18 protein-coding genes are annotated in these 16,705 nt (G+C 71.7%); 6 read left to right on the top strand and 12 right to left on the bottom strand.

Going from position 1 to position 16,705, the window contains the following annotated elements; all coding sequences use genetic code 11:
* Window positions 1-52 precede the first annotated feature (52 nt).
* Complete coding sequence (locus AB0J66_RS24545) at window positions 53-1,030, top strand: SAM-dependent methyltransferase (protein WP_364664696.1); 978 nt, start codon at window positions 53-55, stop codon at window positions 1,028-1,030.
* 92 nt (window positions 1,031-1,122) lie between these two features.
* Entirely contained in the window at window positions 1,123-2,208 is a 1,086-nt protein-coding gene (locus AB0J66_RS24540) for an NADH-quinone oxidoreductase subunit D (RefSeq protein ID WP_364664693.1), read from the top strand.
* Window positions 2,209-2,212: 4 nt separating this feature from the next.
* Here the strand turns inward: AB0J66_RS24540 and AB0J66_RS24535 are convergent, their stop codons facing one another.
* The 4 genes from AB0J66_RS24535 to AB0J66_RS24520 all read right to left on the bottom strand — a co-directional run bounded on the left by AB0J66_RS24535 (window position 2,213) and on the right by AB0J66_RS24520 (window position 6,286).
* On the bottom strand, window positions 2,213-3,595 hold the full coding sequence (locus AB0J66_RS24535) for a hypothetical protein (protein WP_364664691.1): 1,383 nt from the start codon (window positions 3,593-3,595) through the stop codon (window positions 2,213-2,215).
* A 124-nt stretch (window positions 3,596-3,719) separates the two neighbouring features.
* The gene (locus tag AB0J66_RS24530) at window positions 3,720-4,715 is read right to left on the bottom strand and encodes a glycine betaine ABC transporter substrate-binding protein (protein WP_364664689.1); all 996 of its coding nucleotides are present in this window, start codon (window positions 4,713-4,715) and stop codon (window positions 3,720-3,722) included.
* A 138-nt stretch (window positions 4,716-4,853) separates the two neighbouring features.
* Window positions 4,854-5,567, bottom strand: a complete 714-nt coding sequence (locus AB0J66_RS24525) for an ABC transporter permease (protein ID WP_364664686.1) — start codon at window positions 5,565-5,567, stop codon at window positions 4,854-4,856.
* Window positions 5,564-6,286: an ABC transporter permease subunit gene (locus AB0J66_RS24520; RefSeq protein WP_364664683.1), complete on the bottom strand. Its 723-nt coding sequence runs from the start codon at window positions 6,284-6,286 to the stop codon at window positions 5,564-5,566. The genes AB0J66_RS24525 and AB0J66_RS24520 overlap by 4 nt, the downstream gene beginning before the upstream one ends.
* Before the next feature lie 2 nt (window positions 6,287-6,288).
* Between AB0J66_RS24520 and AB0J66_RS24515 the strand changes: the two genes are divergently transcribed.
* A complete protein-coding gene (locus AB0J66_RS24515; RefSeq protein ID WP_364664681.1) occupies window positions 6,289-7,290 on the top strand; it encodes an ABC transporter ATP-binding protein in 1,002 nt (333 codons plus the stop codon).
* Here AB0J66_RS24515 and AB0J66_RS24510 read toward each other — a convergent pair whose 3' ends face one another.
* From AB0J66_RS24510 to folP, 7 genes are all read right to left on the bottom strand, one after another.
* Window positions 7,291-7,782: a hypothetical protein gene (locus AB0J66_RS24510; protein ID WP_364664679.1), complete on the bottom strand. Its 492-nt coding sequence runs from the start codon at window positions 7,780-7,782 to the stop codon at window positions 7,291-7,293.
* A 62-nt stretch (window positions 7,783-7,844) separates the two neighbouring features.
* Window positions 7,845-8,171 (bottom strand): hypothetical protein, encoded by a 327-nt coding sequence (locus tag AB0J66_RS24505; RefSeq protein WP_364664676.1) that lies wholly within the window; start codon window positions 8,169-8,171, stop codon window positions 7,845-7,847.
* Window positions 8,172-8,190: 19 nt separating this feature from the next.
* A complete protein-coding gene (locus AB0J66_RS24500; RefSeq protein WP_364664673.1) occupies window positions 8,191-9,435 on the bottom strand; it encodes an ABC transporter permease in 1,245 nt (414 codons plus the stop codon).
* Window positions 9,436-9,565: 130 nt separating this feature from the next.
* Window positions 9,566-10,033, bottom strand: a complete 468-nt coding sequence (locus tag AB0J66_RS24495; protein WP_364664770.1) for a DUF3180 domain-containing protein — start codon at window positions 10,031-10,033, stop codon at window positions 9,566-9,568.
* Window positions 10,034-10,068: 35 nt separating this feature from the next.
* Window positions 10,069-10,596, bottom strand: a complete 528-nt coding sequence (gene folK, locus AB0J66_RS24490) for a 2-amino-4-hydroxy-6-hydroxymethyldihydropteridine diphosphokinase (protein ID WP_364664671.1) — start codon at window positions 10,594-10,596, stop codon at window positions 10,069-10,071.
* Window positions 10,593-10,964, bottom strand: a complete 372-nt coding sequence (gene folB / locus AB0J66_RS24485) for a dihydroneopterin aldolase (protein ID WP_364664669.1) — start codon at window positions 10,962-10,964, stop codon at window positions 10,593-10,595. Before folB ends, folK begins: the two co-directional genes overlap by 4 nt.
* Window positions 10,965-10,969: 5 nt before the next feature.
* Window positions 10,970-11,806 (bottom strand): dihydropteroate synthase, encoded by an 837-nt coding sequence (gene folP / locus AB0J66_RS24480; protein ID WP_364664768.1) that lies wholly within the window; start codon window positions 11,804-11,806, stop codon window positions 10,970-10,972.
* Window positions 11,807-12,145: 339 nt separating this feature from the next.
* Between folP and AB0J66_RS24475 the strand changes: the two genes are divergently transcribed.
* Both AB0J66_RS24475 and AB0J66_RS24470 read left to right on the top strand, forming a co-directional pair.
* A complete protein-coding gene (locus AB0J66_RS24475; protein ID WP_364664667.1) occupies window positions 12,146-12,439 on the top strand; it encodes a hypothetical protein in 294 nt (97 codons plus the stop codon).
* Window position 12,440: 1 nt separating this feature from the next.
* Window positions 12,441-12,803, top strand: a complete 363-nt coding sequence (locus AB0J66_RS24470; protein WP_364664664.1) for a hypothetical protein — start codon at window positions 12,441-12,443, stop codon at window positions 12,801-12,803.
* Window positions 12,804-13,247: 444 nt separating this feature from the next.
* Here AB0J66_RS24470 and AB0J66_RS24465 read toward each other — a convergent pair whose 3' ends face one another.
* Window positions 13,248-13,487: a hypothetical protein gene (locus AB0J66_RS24465; RefSeq protein ID WP_364664660.1), complete on the bottom strand. Its 240-nt coding sequence runs from the start codon at window positions 13,485-13,487 to the stop codon at window positions 13,248-13,250.
* 127 nt (window positions 13,488-13,614) lie between these two features.
* Here AB0J66_RS24465 and AB0J66_RS24460 point away from each other — a divergent pair, with 127 nt between their 5' ends.
* Entirely contained in the window at window positions 13,615-16,704 is a 3,090-nt protein-coding gene (locus AB0J66_RS24460) for an ATP-binding protein (RefSeq protein WP_364664658.1), read from the top strand.
* Window position 16,705: the final 1 nt, after the last annotated feature.

The following is a 16,705-nucleotide window of genomic DNA, read 5'->3' as shown; positions in this document are numbered from 1 at the left end:
AGACCATCGGCGCTCAGGACCGGGTTTGCCGGGCCGCGCTTAGGGTGGCGGTATGACCGGGTGGCGGGCGGCGATGCAGACCGGGCTGTACGGGCCGGACGGGTTCTTCGTGCGCGACGGCGACGGGCCGGCCGGGCACTTCCGGACCAGCGTGCACGCGTCGCCGCTGTTCGCCGGGGCACTGCTGCGGTTGATCGAACGCGTCGACGCGGTTCTGGGCCGGCCCCAGGTGCTGGACCTGGTCGACGTGGGGGCCGGGCGCGGTGAGCTGCTCACCACGCTGGGCGCGATGCTGCCCGACGAGCTGGCCGGGCGCGTACGGCTGACCGGGGTGGAGGTGGCCTCGCGGCCGGAGCGGCTGGACGAGCGGATCGCCTGGCGACGCGACGTGCCGGACGGGATCGTGGGGCTGCTGATCGCCACCGAGTGGCTGGACAACGTGCCGCTCGACGTGGCCGATCTCGACGACTCCGGGCGGCTGCGCAAGGTGCTGGTCGACCCGGCCACCGGGGAGGAGTCGCTGGGCGGGCTCGTGGACGCGGCCGACCTGTTCTGGCTGCGGCGCTGGTGGCCCGGCGGCGGACGGGCCGAGATCGGCTGGCCGCGCGACGCCGCCTGGGCCGAGGCGGTCGAGCGGGTGCGCCACGGATACGCGCTGGCCGTGGACTACGGGCATCTGCGCTCGGAGCGGCCCTCGTTCGGGACGCTGACCGGATTCCGGGCTGGGCGGCAGGTGACCCCCGTACCGGACGGTTCCTGTGACGTGACGGCGCACGTCGCGGTGGACGCGGTGGCGGCAGCGGCCGGGGCTCCGTACCGCCTGGTCCGTCAGCGGGAGGCGCTGAAAGCGCTGGGCGTGGACGGCGCGCGGCCACCGATGGACCTGGCTCGGACGGACCCGGCGGGCTACGTCCGAGGCCTTGCCGCCGCCGGCGCGGCAGCCGAGCTGATCGAGCCGGCGGGCCTCGGGAGTCACTGGTGGCTGCTGCACAGCATCGGGGCTCAAGCACATGGGAGCATGCCACTGTGACCCCATCCGACCGCCCCGCCACCGCCCTTGACCAGACTGAAGGCCCGTCTGAACTCATCGTTGGAACGGGCGCGGGCCTAGAGACCGCCGACATGGTGCTCAACATCGGGCCGCAGCACCCCTCGACCCACGGCGTGCTGCGGTTGAAGCTCACGCTCGACGGCGAGCGCGTGGTCTCGTGCGAGCCGATCGTCGGCTACATGCACCGCGGCGCCGAGAAGCTGTTCGAGGTGCGCGACTACCGGCAGATCCTGGTGCTGGCCAACCGGCACGACTGGCTGTCGGCGTTCTCCAACGAGCTCGGAGTGGCCCTCGCCGTCGAACGGCTGATGGGCATCGAGGTGCCGGAACGGGCGACCTGGCTGCGGATGGCCCTGGCCGAGCTCAACCGGGTGCTCAACCACCTGATGTTCCTCGGGTCGTACCCGCTGGAGATCGGCGCGATCACGCCGATGTTCTACGCGTTCCGCGAGCGCGAGACGCTGCAGGCCGTCATGGAGGAGGTCTCCGGCGGCCGCATGCACTACATGTTCAACCGGGTCGGCGGCCTCAAGGAGGAAGTGCCGGCCGGCTGGACCGGACGGGCCCGCGAGGCGATCAAGACGGTCCGCTCGCGGATGCCCGACCTGGACAACATCATCCGGCGCAACGACATCTTCCTGGCCCGCACGGTCGGGGTCGGGGTGCTCAGCGCCGAACAGGCCGCCGCCTACGGGGCGTCCGGGCCGGTGGCGCGGGCCAGCGGGCTCGACCTCGACCTGCGGCGCGACGAGCCCTACCTGGCCTACGACCAGCTCGAGGTCCCGGTCGTCACCCGGACCGCGGGCGACTGCCACTCCCGCTTCGAGGTGCTGCTCGATCAGGTGTACGTGTCGCTCGACCTGGCCGAGGAATGCCTGGACCGGGTCGACCGCCTGGGCGGGCCGGTCAACGTGCGACTCCCCAAGGTGGTCAAGGCCCCCGAGGGACACACGTACGCGTGGACCGAGAACCCGCTCGGGATCAACGGCTACTACCTGGTCTCCCGCGGCGAGAAGACGCCGTGGCGGATGAAACTGCGCACGGCCTCCTACGCGAACGTGCAGGCGCTGGCCACGCTGATCCCGGGCTGCCTGGTCCCCGACCTGATCGCCATCCTGGGCTCGATGTTCTTCGTGGTCGGGGACATCGACAAGTAGGCCCTCAGTAGCCGCGCGGGCTGTGGTGGTGCTCGTCGCTGCCGGCCGGGTACGAGGCGAAGTCGGCCAGGCTGCCGATGTTCGTGTCGTTGGCCGACGGACGGTGCCGCTTGGCCCGGTACGTGGGGTCGCCGGTGGTCGCGCCGGGCTCGCGCGCCGGCTCGTCGTAGCCCCCGGGCGGCCCGTAGCCGGGCTGGTCGTAAACCGGCGCCGGGCCGTACTCGGCCGCCTGGTCGTATTCGGCCGGCCGGCCGTAGGTCGCGGACCGGCCGTACTCGCCGCTGTGGTCGTAGGCGGCGGCCTCGTCGTGGTCGGCGGGGCGGCCGTACTCGGTGGGGCCGCCGTAACCGGTCGCCTCCGGGTAGCCCTCGTCGTAGTAGCCCTGGTCGCCCTCGTAGCCGGGGGCGTACTGGTCCTGGGACGGCGCCGGTGCGCCGTAGGTGCTGCCGGCGGCCTGGGAGCCGTAGACACCGGTGGCCGGCGGCTGAGGGGCGTCTAGGTAGCCGTTGCTCGCCCCGAAGTCGTCCTCGATGTACTCGGGCGGCGGGCCGCCGTACTGGGTGCCCCGCGATGCCGGGCCGGTGGGCGGGGCGGGCGGCGGCACCGAGGCGGCGCCCCGCTGACGCGGCATCGGCGCGCCGGCGGGGACCCTCGCCGCGCCTGCGGGGACCTGGACCGCACCGGAGGGGACCGGGGCCGCGCCCGACGGGACTTGGGCGGCACCGGACGGGACTCTCGCCGCGCCTGCGGGAATCTGGGCGGCGCCGGCGGCCGGGGGCACCTGGACCGCGGCGGCGGCCGCGGCGGCCGGAGCGGGCATCTGGCGGCCGCCGGTGGTCATGCCGGGGCCGGTGCGGGCCGGCGGTCGCACCGCGCCGGACGCGCTCGCGACGACGGCCCGGCCGGGCGCCGGGGGCGCGGCGTAACCCTCGTCGGCGGGCATCGGCTCCGGCATCGGGTCGTCCGGCGTCATGGGATCGTCCGCGAAGAACGGGGAGTCGTCGTACTGCGCCTCTTCGAACGGCGGCGGCGGTGGCACGGCCGCACCGCGCATCGGGACACCGCCCTGCGCCATCGGGGGACCGAACGGCGCGTTGGCCGCGGCCTGGCCGAACTCGGCCCGCAGCTCGCGGCGCAGCACCGCGATCTCCTCGGCCACGCGATCCTCGACGTGCGCCCGCTGCAGCACCGTGTCGCCGCGGATCAGCACCGAGGCGCCGATCAGCGCGACGCTGGCCGCGATCAGCAGCACGGCGAAGCGCACGGAGCCCGAGTTGTCGCCGAGCAGCACGATCACCGCGGCCAGCGGCGCGAGCAGGACACCCGCCCACACGAGACCGCGGAGCAGACGCGCGCTGTGACCCGCGACAGGTTCCTCTTCCGGCATGGCCGCCGATATTACCCAGACCACGCGCGAGGGCAAATGTTCAACGCCGGGCGTCAGATAGCCGAAACCCGGCGTTGACCTCCTAAACGGTAGCTAAACAATCAAACCGGTCGACAGCTCTCGCTCATCCGGCGGCCAGCGAGCCGTCGGAGCTGAAGACCAGGCCGACGCTGATCTGACCCTGCTTGAGCGCGGTCTTGGTGAGCGGGCCGCCCGCGTCCAGGCTGGAGAACTTGCCGGCCTGGAGGTTGTAGACCTCGCTCAGGCCGAGCTGGCATTTCGGCCGCTGCGGGCACTCGGCCGGGCCACCGAGCACGGTGGCCGCGCCCGAGCACTTGCCGGCCAGGTCGGAGAGCGTCTTGAGGCCGTTCTTGTCGGCGAACGCGGTGGTCACGGCGAACGCGTTCTGGTCCTGGGCGGCGGCGGGCTTGCCGAAGACCAGGCCGACCTTCTCGCCGAGGGCGGTCAGGTTCTTCACCGTCGTGTCGAGCTCGTTGGAGGACGGGTCGGCGCCGTTCTTGTCGACCTTGCCCTGCAGGAAGGTGGCCAGGGTGGCGGCGTACTCCGGGACGACGGCGACGGTGCCCTTCTCGAGGGCGGGCTCGTAGAGCTCCCGGTTGCCGATCTGCTGGACGGTGACCGTGTAGCCGGCCGCGGTCAGGGCGAGCCCGTAGAGCTCGCCGAGGGTGGCGCTCTCGGTGAAGTTGCCGGCGCCCACGGTGATCTTGCCGCCGGAGCCCTTGGCCAGGCCGGCGGCGATGTTGTTGGCCGTGAAGAATTCCTGCGCGGCCGCCTTGGACGACTTGCGGTCGATGTCGACCGCCTTGTTGAGCGCGATCAGCTTGGTCGTGTCGAGCGCGGCCGAGACCTTGTCGAGGGCGGCGATCAGCTGCGGCGACGAGGCCTTCTTGTTGATCGCCGGGATCACGTTGTCGGTGTTCTGGAGCTTCTTGTCGTCCTCGAGGACGACGAGCGCGTCACCGGCCACGGGCGCGCACCCGGCGCCCACGGCTGCGGAGGGGGGCGCCTCGGTGCCGGAGGAGCCCGCGTCGCCGCACGCGGCGAGCGAGACGATGGCGACCGTCGCGGTGGCGGCCGCCAGGAAGAGGTTTCGACGCATACTGCCGCCTTCTGTGTCCCGGCGCGATCAAGGGTCGCGCCGCGTGTCCGGACGGGCAGCCGCTGCGCGTTGCCCGTTTCCCTGCTCTAGAAGGTCTACCCGGTGGGTGTGACAACTTCTGCCAAAGATGCGGCTCTGTTACCCGGTCGGGTCGGTCGCGGCCACTTTCCGGCGGCCTACCGACCGCAGCGGACGCGGCGTGACCAGGCGTTCCACGATAGCGAAGAGGCCCTCGACCAAAAGTGCGAGGACCACCACAGCGATGCCGCCGGCCACGATCTGACCGCCGCCGACGCTGATGCCGAGCCCGAAACCGGCCGTGATGATCTGCCCGAGCCCGCCGCCGTTCACAAATGTTGCGAGCGTGGCCGTCGCCACCACCTGCACCGCGGCCGTCCGCAGACCGGCGGCCAGGTAGGGCACGGAGAGCGGCAGCTCGACCCGGCGCAACAATTGCCCGCCGGAGAGCCCCATCCCCTTCGCCGCGTCCTTGGTCTCCGGATCGACCGACTGCAGCCCGGTGTACGCGTTGGCCAGCAGCGGGGGCACCGCGAAGACGGCCAGCGCGACGATCACGGGGAGCTTGCCGAAGCCGAGCGCGGTCAGCGGCAGGATGGTGAGCAGGGCGAGCGTGGGAACGGCCCGGGTCAGGTTGGCCACCGTGATCACGAAGCCGCCGCCCTTGCCCCGGTGGCCGAGCCAGATGCCGAGCGGGAGGGCGATCACGCAGCCGATCAGCACCGCCCAGAAGCTGATGACCAGATGCTCCCGGAGCCGGTCGAACAGGCCGCCGGGGTTCGTCCAGTTCAGCGGGTCGTTGAGCCAGGTGATGCCGTCCTGGAAGTAGCTCACGAGGCCCTCCTCCGGCCCCACGGCGTCAGCAGCCGGCCCAGGCCGGCCAGCGCCAGGTCGAGGACCAGGGCGAGGGCGACGCAGAGGACGGTGCCGGTGAGGATCTCCGCCTTGTAGAAGTTGTTCGCGAAGCCGCCCAGGATCAGGTCACCCAGGCCGCCGTTGCCGATGATCGAGCCGATCGTGACCAACGCCACGGTCGAGACGGTGGCCAGCCGCAGACCGGTGACGATGCCGGGCAGTGCCAGCGGCAGCTCGACCCGCCACAGCCGGCCGAACCGGCCGTAGCCCATGCCGGCCGCGGCGTCCCTGACCTCGCCCGGGACCTGGGTGAGCCCCGTCAGGGCGTTGCGGATCACGATGAGCAGCGCGTACAGCACCAGGGCGATCAGCACGGGCACGCGGCTGGTGGCACCGAGCAGCGGGGCCAGCAGGGCCAGCAGGGCCAGCGAGGGAATCGTGTAGAGGATGCCCGACAGTGCGAGAATCGGCCCGGTCAGCGGTTTGATCCAGTACGCGAGGACGGCGAGCGGGACGGCCACGACCAAGGCGATGATCACGGTTTCGATCGTGATGCCGACGTGAAATCCTAGCTTGTCCAGGATGATGTCGGAGTTGTCTCGGACGTACTGCCAGGAGAACCACGGATTCCCCGGCCCGTCGTCGGCGGGTGCGGCCAGCGGCGGGGCGCCCGCCGGGGCCCACGACAGGAAGGACATACGTGGACGCTACCGCGATCACTGAGCCCGGGCCCGCCCGGAGCGCAGCCTCGATCACCCTCCAGGACGTGGGCAAGACCTACCCCGACGGTACGGTCGCGGTCGGCGACTTCAGCCTCGACGTGCGCGCCGGTGAGCTGACCGTTCTGATCGGCCCGTCCGGCTGCGGCAAGTCGACCATCCTGCGGATGATCAACCGGTTGATCGAGCCGACCAGGGGCAAGATCCTGCTCGACGGGCAGAACATCCTCGAGCGCAACCCGGTCGAGCTGCGCCGGCACATCGGGTACGTGATCCAGAACGTCGGTCTTTTCCCGCATCAGAAGATCGGCGCCAACATCGGCACCGTGCCCAAGCTGCTCGGCTGGGACAAGGCCCGGGTCAAGGCCCGCGCCGACGAGCTGCTGGAGCTGGTCGGTCTCGACCCGGCCCGCTATCGCGACCGCTACCCGCACGAGCTCTCCGGCGGCCAGCGGCAGCGGGTCGGCGTGGCCCGCGCGCTCGCCGCGGACCCGCTGGTGCTGCTGATGGACGAGCCGTTCTCGGCGGTCGACCCGATCGCCCGCGGCCGCCTGCAGGAGGAGTTCCTGAAGCTGCAGGCCGAGGTCCGTAAGACGATCGTCATGGTCACCCATGACATCGACGAGGCGGTACGCCTCGGCGACCGGATCGCGGTGCTGGCCGAGGGCGGCAAGCTGCAGCAGTTCGCGCCGCCGGCCGAGCTGCTGAGCCGGCCGAGCTCGCCCGCGGTGGCCGCCTTCGTCGGCGCCGACCGGGGCATCCGGCGGCTCGCGGTCACGCCCGTGCGCGACGCGCTGCAGCCGGCGTCCGGCCTGGAGGCCGGCGATCGGCCCACCGTGGAGCTCGACGGCACGCTCTACGACGCGCTGGCCGCGATGCTCACGGTGGACTCGACCGAGGTCGTGGTGGTCGAGGACGGCCGGCCGGTCGGCACGGTCTCCCGGTCGGCCATCTTCGACACGCCCGCCAAGGAGCCGGCCTGACTACCGTGTGCCGCGGTAACCGCCCAGCGCGGCCAGCCCGATGATCCAGCCCACGAACAGGCCGTAGGCGGCGCCGTTGGCGGCGGCCCGGAAGGCGGTGATCAGCGACGGGTTGGCCAGGAACAGGGTGGTGAGCAGGGCGGCGAAGCCACCCGCGAAGACGTACGCGGCCCAGCCGGAGAACAGCTGGCTGATGGTGCCGCGGGCCCGGGACAGCTGCGAGCCGGGCAGCAGATAGAGGAAGAGGGCGGTCAGCACGACCAGCAGGATCGCCTTGAGGTCGGTGACGATGATGTCGCGCAGCGAGTCGCTGGTGTCGAACGACCAGCGCGGCCAGGCGAGCAGATTGAGGAACCAGCCGCCGGCGGTTTCCGGGTTGGCGTTCTTGACCGCCCACTCGGCGTACCAGGGGCTGCCGAAGACGAGCACGAGTATGAGCGCGGCGAGAGTGCCCGCACCAGGCGCAGACTTGTAACGGTTACCGAGAGCCATGCGCGGCTAATTCCCAGCGCGGTTCACGTTTCAAACGATGGGCGTGGATGCCCAGGTGGGGCTCAGTCTTCAGTCGAATTGAGGGTGGCGGGCGGGGCGGTTGGATGGTTCTGGAGGTAGTCGATGAAGGCGGCGCGGAGCAGGGGCTCCTGCTCTCCGTAGGCGATGTGACCCTCGAACTCGCGCCACAGGGCGACGGCCTCGTCGACGATCGGGCCGATCGAGTTGGGCGCGCCGTCCAGCTCGGCCGCCTCGTCGGCGTCCGGCAGGTTCTTGAAGACCGTCCAGAAGAACTTGATGTCGTGCCGCTCCCGGGCCAGGGCGAAGGCGCGCTCGCGCAGCTCCTCGGTGGGCAGGGCGTCCAGCTCGGCGAAGCTCGGAGAGGTCATACCGGCAAGCATAAAGCGATCATCTGGTGGTGCCCCACGGACCCGCGTCCCAGCGGTCGGTGCGCCCGGTCGAGGTGCTCGTGGTGGACCAGGTCTCCGGCAGATCGGGCGACCAGTTGGCCCCGGTGGTGGCGGGCGCCGCGTTCCAATCAGGCTCCCCGGTCACCGGCAGGGGCTTGCCGTACGTCTCGACGAGCCGGGTGACGATCAGCCCGCCGCCGAAGACCGCGGCCGCGATCGCGAACAGCGCGATGTCGAATTTCTCCCGCGCCTGGTAGTCGAGGAACAGGGTCAGGGCGACGACCGCGAACAGCGACCCGAAGATGCCGCCGCGGCGGCCGTAGGCGCTGGTGCCGGCGAGCATGGCCAGACCGAGCGCGATGCCCGTCCACTCCAGCCCGGTGCCGGGCACGAGCGGGCCGGCCGACTGCGCGGCGAACAGCACGCCGGCCGCCACCGCGAAGACCGAGGAGAGCAGCAGCGTGCCGATCACCGGCGCCGCCACGGCCAGGCCGCGGCGGGTGGCCGGGTCGCCGGCCGGGCGCAGGCGGCCCAGCCAGCGGCGCACCGGGCCGACCGTGCCCAGGGCGCCGCCGATCACGGCCAGCAGGGCGAAGCCGCCGAACAGGAAGAAGGCCTGGTTGGTCGGGTCGTAGTCGCCCTGCACGGCGACCGGCGCGACGCGCAGCTGGTCGTAGACGATCACGCCGAGGCCGGCCGCGAGGGTGGCCGCCCAGCCCGGCACGTGCAGCACGAGGATCAGCACGCCGATCACCAGGGCGCCCGCGGCCGCGATCACCAGCGCCGGGACGACGGCCTTGACCAGGCCCTGGTCGCCCTGCTCGGCGTACTGCAGGGCGGCCGCGAGCGCGATCGGTCCCAGGGCCAGGTTGGGCACGCCGGCCCGCAGGGTCAGCCCCGCGCCCAGCGTGAGAAGGCCGATCGCCGCGCCCGAGACGAGCAGATTGTCGAGACCGGGCCGCTGCAGGGCCGCCGAGTCGGCCCGCCAGAGCATGTAGCCGATGGCCGCCGCGGCCACCAGGAGCACGACCTCCCAGCCGAGGTGGATGCCGAGCCGGTCGCGACCGTCCTCGTCGGCCTCGACCCGGCGCATCACATCGGTCGTCGTGGTGTCGCCCGGATCGTCGAGCTGCTCGGCCCGGCGGCGCTGCTCGGCGGCGGCCAGGGTGTTGGCCCGGTAGGCGGCGGGGTCGCTCGGCTGGTCGCCGGCCGGCCGACGGTAGGTCGTCTCGTCGTACGCCATGGCCGCGCCTCCTCCACTACGACCTCGCGCGCGGGCGCGCGGAGATCCGCCGGGTCCTGGCCCCGCGCCCAGAGCATACGGAAACGAGTCGGGCTCAGTTCAAGCCCGAAACCCCCCGGTTTTCGCGGTATCAGCGCAGTCCGGAATCTTCCTCGTCCTTGGAGTCGGGGCGCTCGGGGACCCGGCACGAGCGCTCGAGCCAGAGAGCCGCCCCGACCAGGGCGAGGGCGGTCACCACGCCGCCCGCCGCCTTGGGGATGTCGTCGTGCGCGGCCTGGGTCGGCTCCATGGCCAGCCAGGCCAGCAGGCCGGCCGAGAAGCCGGCCGAGATCGCGCCGACCAGTGAGGACGCCTTGGCCAGGGCGACGTAGCGGGCGACGGCCAGCGGATCGACCGGCATCGTGCCCGGCTTGCGCTGGATGCGGGCCGTCGTGTTCTGCGCGAGCAGGCCCTCGGCCACCGCCAGCACGGCCAGCACGATCACCGGCGACCACGGCAGCTCGGGCAGGGCCGAATAGGAGAAGCTGAGCAGCAGCCAGCCCACGGCGGCCGCGGCCAGCCCGGCCACGATCAGCACCGAGATGCTGGTCGGGCGCATGGACGGGTCCGACTTGGGCGCCTGCGGGTTGCTGCTCACGCGTCCGACTCTAGTGGGAGATCGGGCCGGGGGCTCAGCCCGGCGAGGTCACCCGCGAGGGCCGGGTCGTTCAGCAGATCGGTGAGCCGGCCGTGCCCGGGCAGCTGTCCGTAGGGCTCGATGTCGATCCACGGGCGCAGCACGAAGGCCCGCTGGTGGGCCCGCGGGTGCGGCAGCGTGAGCTCGGGGTCGTCGCTGATCACGGGCCGGTCGTCGGTGTCCCAGACCGCGATGACGTCGACGTCGAGCGTGCGCGGGCCGAACCGGCGCTCCGGGTCACGGACCCGCCCGGCGGCGGCCTCGGCGGCCCGGGCCTGCTCCAGCCAGTCGTGCGGTGCGGCCCTGGGATCGACGGCCAGGACCACGGCATTGAGGTACGGAGGCTGGTCGGCGTCGCCCCACGGTGGTGTCTCGTAGATGCCGGACGCCACCGCGACACTGTCGCCCAACAGGCGTACAGCCAGTTGAAGGTTTTTCTGGCGATCACCGAGGTTGCTGCCGAGGGAGAGGACCGCGCGGGTCACGACCGGCTCCGGCGTACGGTGACGGCGACGTCGGCGAACTCCAGCGGGATCGGCGCTTGGGGCTTGTGGACGGTGACCTCGGCGGCGGCCACGCGGTGGTCCTCCAGGCAGGCGTCGAGTAGCCGGTCGGCCAGGGTCTCGATCAGATTGACCGTTTCCCCGGCGACGATCGCGGCCAGACGCTCGGCCAGCTCGCCGTAGTGCACTGTGTCGGTCACGTCGTCGCTCGCCGCGGCCGGCCCCAGGTCGAGGTCGAGCCGCACGTCGACGACGAAGTCCTGGCCCTGCTCGCGCTCGAAGTCGAAGACGCCGTGCCGGCCGCGGACCCGCAGCCCGCTGAGCGAGATCCGCCCCAGTTCGTCGGTCATGATCGTCAGCTTGCCGTACGGAGCCGAGGAGATCCGGTGGCGCGCCAGACCGCCAGCGCGTCCGCCGTGGATCGCACGTCGTGGACCCGGACGCCCCAGGCGCCGGCCGCGACGGCCAGCACGGACGTGGCCAGCGTGGCCGCCTCCCGGCCCTCGACCGGGCGCGGGGCGCCGCCGGGACCGGCCAGCAGACGGCCCAGATAGGTCTTGCGGCTCGCGGCGAACAGCACCGGGAAGCCGAGGGCGATCAGCACGTCCAGGTGGGCGCTCAGCGCCCAGTTGTGCTCGGCCGTCTTGGCGAAGCCGAGCCCGGGGTCGAGAATGATCTGTCCGGGCGCGACCCCGGCCGCCAGCGCCTCGTCCACCCGCTGACGGAGCTCGTCGCGAACCTCGGTCACGACATCGGAGTAGACGGCCAATTCATTCATGTGCCGCGAGTGGCCCCGCCAGTGCATGAGAACGAGCGGACAGCCGGCCTCGGCGGCGACCCGGGTCATGTCCGGATCGGCCAGCCCGCCCGACACGTCGTTAATCACGCTCGCCCCGGCCTCCAGGGCGGCCGCCGCCACCGCGGCCCGCGTCGTGTCGATGCTCATCGGCACCCCGGCCCCGGCCAGGGCCTTGATCACCGGCACCACGCGGGCGATCTCGGTCGGCGCGTCCACGCGCTCGGCACCCGGGCGGGTGGACTCCCCACCGATGTCTACGATGTCCGCGCCGGCTCTCCGGAGATCCAACGCGTGCGCAACTGCGAACTCCTCGTCCGTGTATTTCCCACCGTCCGAGAACGAGTCCGGCGTGACATTGAGGACCCCCATCACGACCGGATGATCTTCATGCATCAGGCGGTGGGCCGCGACCTGCGATTCCGTCGGCTGAGTCGTCACGGAACGAGGGTACGGCGGTCCGAGTTGTCGCACGTGCGTACGATGGCTCGTGACTCATTTTCACGCACGCCATCACCTTGAGTAACGTTTGAGACGCTTGTAGCCAAGAAGTACGAGCCGTACTCTTCGGAACTGGGCATCATTGAAGGACCGAAGAGAGCAGACGAGCATGGCACTGCCCGAAACGCTCACTCGACGCATCGAGTGGGAGGTAGCACGATATGGGCGTTGCCGTGAGGCTTCACCACTGCAGCGTGCCCGGAACCCCCTAACCGGGCGCGGGGAGGTTTACCGATGATCGCCACTGAGCTCGCCACACAGGCCGCGGCCGTGCTCCAGCAGATTACGCCGCTCGCCGCCGAACCCAAGGGCATCGACACCAATGGCGTCGTCAAGTTCTTCGCCAGCAACATCGCGCCGATCCTGCTCGCGGTGCTCGGCGTGATCTTCATTGGACGGGCCAGCCGCGGTGAGATCTCCAAGGTGCTCACCAGCTCGGCCATCGCCATCGTGGGCCTGGCCTTCATCGCCGGCGCGGCGACCCTGTTCTTCGTCGGCGACTTCCTCATCGATCTGATCTTCAGCTGAGATGCGGCTTCGCACCGACGACGACATCTACCGGGCGCGGCTGCTCTACCTCGGCCCCCCGGGATACACCCTGCCCATCCACCTGCCCTACGCCCAGTACGGCATGTTCGTGGCGCTGGTGCCCCTATTCATGGTCCTGCACTACCTGATGACGTTCGAGTTCGACGCGTTCCCCGCCTGGGAGATCGCGCTCGCGATGGTCACCACGTCGTACGTGTTCCGCCACGTCGACCCCGACCGTCCGGCCCGGGTCGTCATCCGCACCGCGCTCACCGACTGGCGCCGCACCCGCGAGCCGGCCGACGAGCGGCGCGATCCCCGCCTTGTCGCCACTCGCATCCGGGTTCGGGAGGAGTTGGTATGACCAGTTCCATCGCGTACTCCCTCGGAGCGGGCGCATGACCGGACCAGTTCCGCCCGGGCATCCCCGCGCGGATTCCTCGCGGCCGGGCTTGCAGAGTAACGGTGTGCGTTCGGACAACTACGTTTCGTCGGATTCCGGCGACGAGGAGCTCGTCGCCGCGCCCGGGCACGGTGGGGTCGGCGTCTTCCAGCCACCCCAGCCGGTACGCCCGCGGGGCGCGGCGGTCGACACGTCGCTGGACATCGATTCGCCGTTCCTCGATCTGTTCGGCGGAGTCGCGGCCCCGGCCCCGGCGACGCCGCCGGGTGAATCGCGCGCGGTTCCCGACGACGGGGCCGACTTCGACTTCGGGTTCGACTTCGACGACCGGCCGGCCGTGGGCAACGGGTTCGGGCCGCCGCCGGCCGACCCGGCGCCACCCGCTGACCCAGCGCCGCCGGTTGATCAAGCCGCGCCGGTGGTTGCTCCGCGGCCGATCTCTTCGCCGCCCGCCTCGCCGCCTGCTTCGCGGCCCGTTTCCGCGCAGCCCGCCGCCGCCCGGCCGGTGTCCTCGCCGCCGATGGCGTCGCCCCCGATGTCGTCGCCCCCGGCCGCGCGTCCGGTGTCGCCGCCGCCTACGTCGCGGCCCGTCTCATCGCCGCCTACGTCGCGGCCCGTCTCATCGCCGCCTACGTCGCGGCCCATCTCATCGCCGCCTACGTCGCAGCCTGTTTCGTCTTCGCCTGCGTCGCGGCCCGTTTCCGCGCAGCCGGTCTCGGCGCAGCCGCTGCCGTCGGCCGAGCCCCCCGCGCCGCCGGTGGCCGGTCCGCCGATGGCGGTGCCGGCGTCCGATTTCGATCAGGGCTTTGACCGCGATCCCGACCATGGGCTCGATCAGGGCGAGGCCGGGGCGTGGGGCGTGCCGGAACCGGTGTCGCCGTTCAGCCGGGCCCCGGTCGGTCCGCAGGCCGACTTCTTCCAGGCGACGGGCGACCCGAGCCTGGAGGAGTGGCCCGACTTCGACGACTGGCCGGCCTCCCCGCAGGTCGGCGCGGCCAGCCCGCCGGCGCCCGGCCCGGTTTCGGCGCCACCCGTCTCGACGCCGCCGCTGTGGCAGACCGTGGGCAGTTCCGGTCTGCCGCCCGTGCGCGACCGGCAAGAGCGGGATGCTCTTGTTGATCCGTACACCCAAGGCGCCCCGCAGGCGCAAGAGGCCGCACTGCCCGTGCCCGCGCCGGAGAAGGCTCCGGCCAAGCGCAAGGAGAAAGCGCCGGCCAAGCGCAAGAAGGAGCCGCGGAACCTGCCCGTCCGGCAGGACAAGAAGAAAGAGGCGCGCCCGGCGCCGCTGCGGCCGCACAAGCTGAAGTTCAACGACCGGGACCCGGCCATGGAGCTGGAGATCAGCGAGATCGCCGGCCACCTGACCTTCACCCAGAGCACGGTCACCGCCTGGTACTCGCTGCCCGAGGTGCGGTGGGCCTTCCGTCCCGACGCCGAGCGTGAGGCCCTGCTCAGCGCCATCTCCGAGCAGTACGCGGGCCTGGCCGGCTTCCGGCTCCACCTGCGCCGCACCAACCGGCCGTTCCCGGCCGACGAGTGGGCCCGCACGGTCGACTCGTTCACCGCCAAGCCGCTGCCCGACGTGCGCGGCGGCACCTCGTGGTCCGACCACCTCGTGGCCGCCCAGCGGCACCTGCTCTCGGTCAACCACGCCGAGGGGCAGACCTACCTGGGCGTGACGTTCGCGCGACGGTCGCTGGGCGATACGTTCTCCGAGCGCATCCTGCGGATCTTCGGCCGCGGCACGTCGGACAGCGAGCGGCGCAAACTCGGCCGCACGGTCGAGCAGTTCGACGAGGTCCTCAATGCATTCGGCATGCGCGGGCGGCGGGTCACCCCGCAGGAGCTGGAATGGCTGCTGTTCCGCTCGGTCGCGCTGTGCATGTCGCCACCCGGGCCGCTCTCGCCGGTCACCAACGGGCAGTGGGACACCGGTGACCTGCTGGCGCTGACCGAGCAGGTGGAGCGCTACCGGACCCCGTACGGCTCGACGGTGAAGCTGGTCAACCGGATGACCGGCGAGGAAAGGCACGTCGCGGTCCTGTCCGTCGGACGGATGGAGCCGCTGGAGATCCCCGAGAAGCACGAGCCGTGGCTGCACTTCCACGAGCGGCTGCCGTGGCCCATGGAGATCTCCTCACGCATCGACATCCTCGGCTCCGGCAGCTCGTTCAAGAACCTCGAGCATCGGCTCCGCATGATCCGGTCGCAGCAGCTCGACTACGCCGAGCACGGCATCGACGCCCCACCCGAGCTGGAACGCCTGGCCAAGCGGGCCCTGGTCATCGGCGACGAGATGACCACCGGCCTGCCGGTCGAGTCGGCCCGCGCGCACGGCTGGCACCGGATAGCCGTCGGCGGCGCCACCCGCGAGGAGTGCCTGGAGCGGGCCCGCCGGCTCATCCAGCTCTACAGCCGCGAGATGCGGATCTCGCTGCAGCACCCGAAGAACCAGGACCAGCTGGCCCGCGAGTTCATCCCGGGCGAGCCGATCGCCAACACCGGCTACGTGCGCCGGATGCCGGTCAAACTGCTGGCCGCGGCCCTGCCGCAGGCGGCCTCGACCGTCGGCGACCGGCGCGGCGACCTGATCGGGCGCACCGCCGGCACCTGCCGCCGGCCGGTCTTCCTCGACCTGCACTTCCCGATGGAGGTCCGGGAACGCTCCGGCCTCGGCGTCTTCGTGGCCGAGCCCGGCGGTGGAAAGTCGACCCTGATGGGCGCGCTCGGCTACCTGAACGCCCGCCGCGGCGTCCAGGTGACCCTGCTCGACCCGTCCGGCCCGCTGGCCCGGCTGTGCCAGATGCCAGAGCTGCGGCCCTACTCGCGGGTGCTCAACCTGACCGGTTCTGAACAGGGCACACTGGCGCCGTACGCGCTGATCCCGACCCCGGTGCGCTCCGAGTTCGCCACCGGCCCGGGCGGCGACCGCGAGTACGAGATCGCGGTCTCCAACGCCCGCGCCGAACGCCGCATGCTCGTCCAGGACATCTGCTCGATGCTGGTCCCGCCCCAGGTGGCCAAGGAGGCGTCCACGGCGACGCTGCTGCGGCACGCGGTACGCCAGGTGCCGGCCGAGGAGACGTCCACCCTCGACGACGTGGTCCGCACCCTGCAGGGCCTGGACGACGACGAGGGCAAGGAGCTGGCCAACCTGCTCCTGGACACGGCCGAGATGCCGCTCGCGCTGCTGTTCTTCGGCTCCCCGCCACAACACCTGCTCGGCGCGGACGCCGCCCTGACGGTCATCACGATGGCCGGCCTGCGCCTGCCCGACCTGAAGATCGAACGCGAGTACTGGTCGGCCGAGGAATCCCTCGCCCTGCCGATGCTGCACACCGCCCACCGGCTCGCGGTCCGCCGCTGCTACGGCGGGTCCATGTCCAGCCGCAAGATGGTCGGGCTGGACGAGGCGCACTTCATGGAAGGCTGGCGCTCCGGCCGGTCCTTCCTGGTCCGGCTCGCCCGCGACTCCCGGAAGTGGAACCTGGCCGCCCTGGTCGCCTCGCAGAACCCGCGCGACATCCTCGGCCTCGACGTGCAGAACCTGGTGTCGACGGTCTTCGTCGGCCGCATCGCGGAGGACCAGGAGATCGCGTCGGAGGCGCTGCGGCTGCTCCGGGTCCCGGTCCACGACGGGTACGAAGCCACGCTGGCCTCGCTGTCCCAGGTGGACACCTCCTCGTCGACCCGGCTCGGGTTCCGCGAGTTCGTGATGCGGGACGTGGACGGTCGCGTGCAGAAGGTCCGCGTCGACGTGTCGTACGTTGACGGTCTGCTCGAACACCTCGACACGACGCCGGCGGCCGCGAAGGCGCCGCCCACGGCGATTCCGATGTCACCGTCCGACCTGGAGGTATGAG

Origin of the sequence: Actinoplanes sp. NPDC049598 (assembly GCF_040675435.1) — a bacterium.
GTDB lineage: Bacteria > Actinomycetota > Actinomycetes > Mycobacteriales > Micromonosporaceae > Actinoplanes.
The sequence above is the reverse complement of the archived record's forward strand: the minus strand, read 5'-3'. Positions and strand labels throughout refer to the sequence as shown.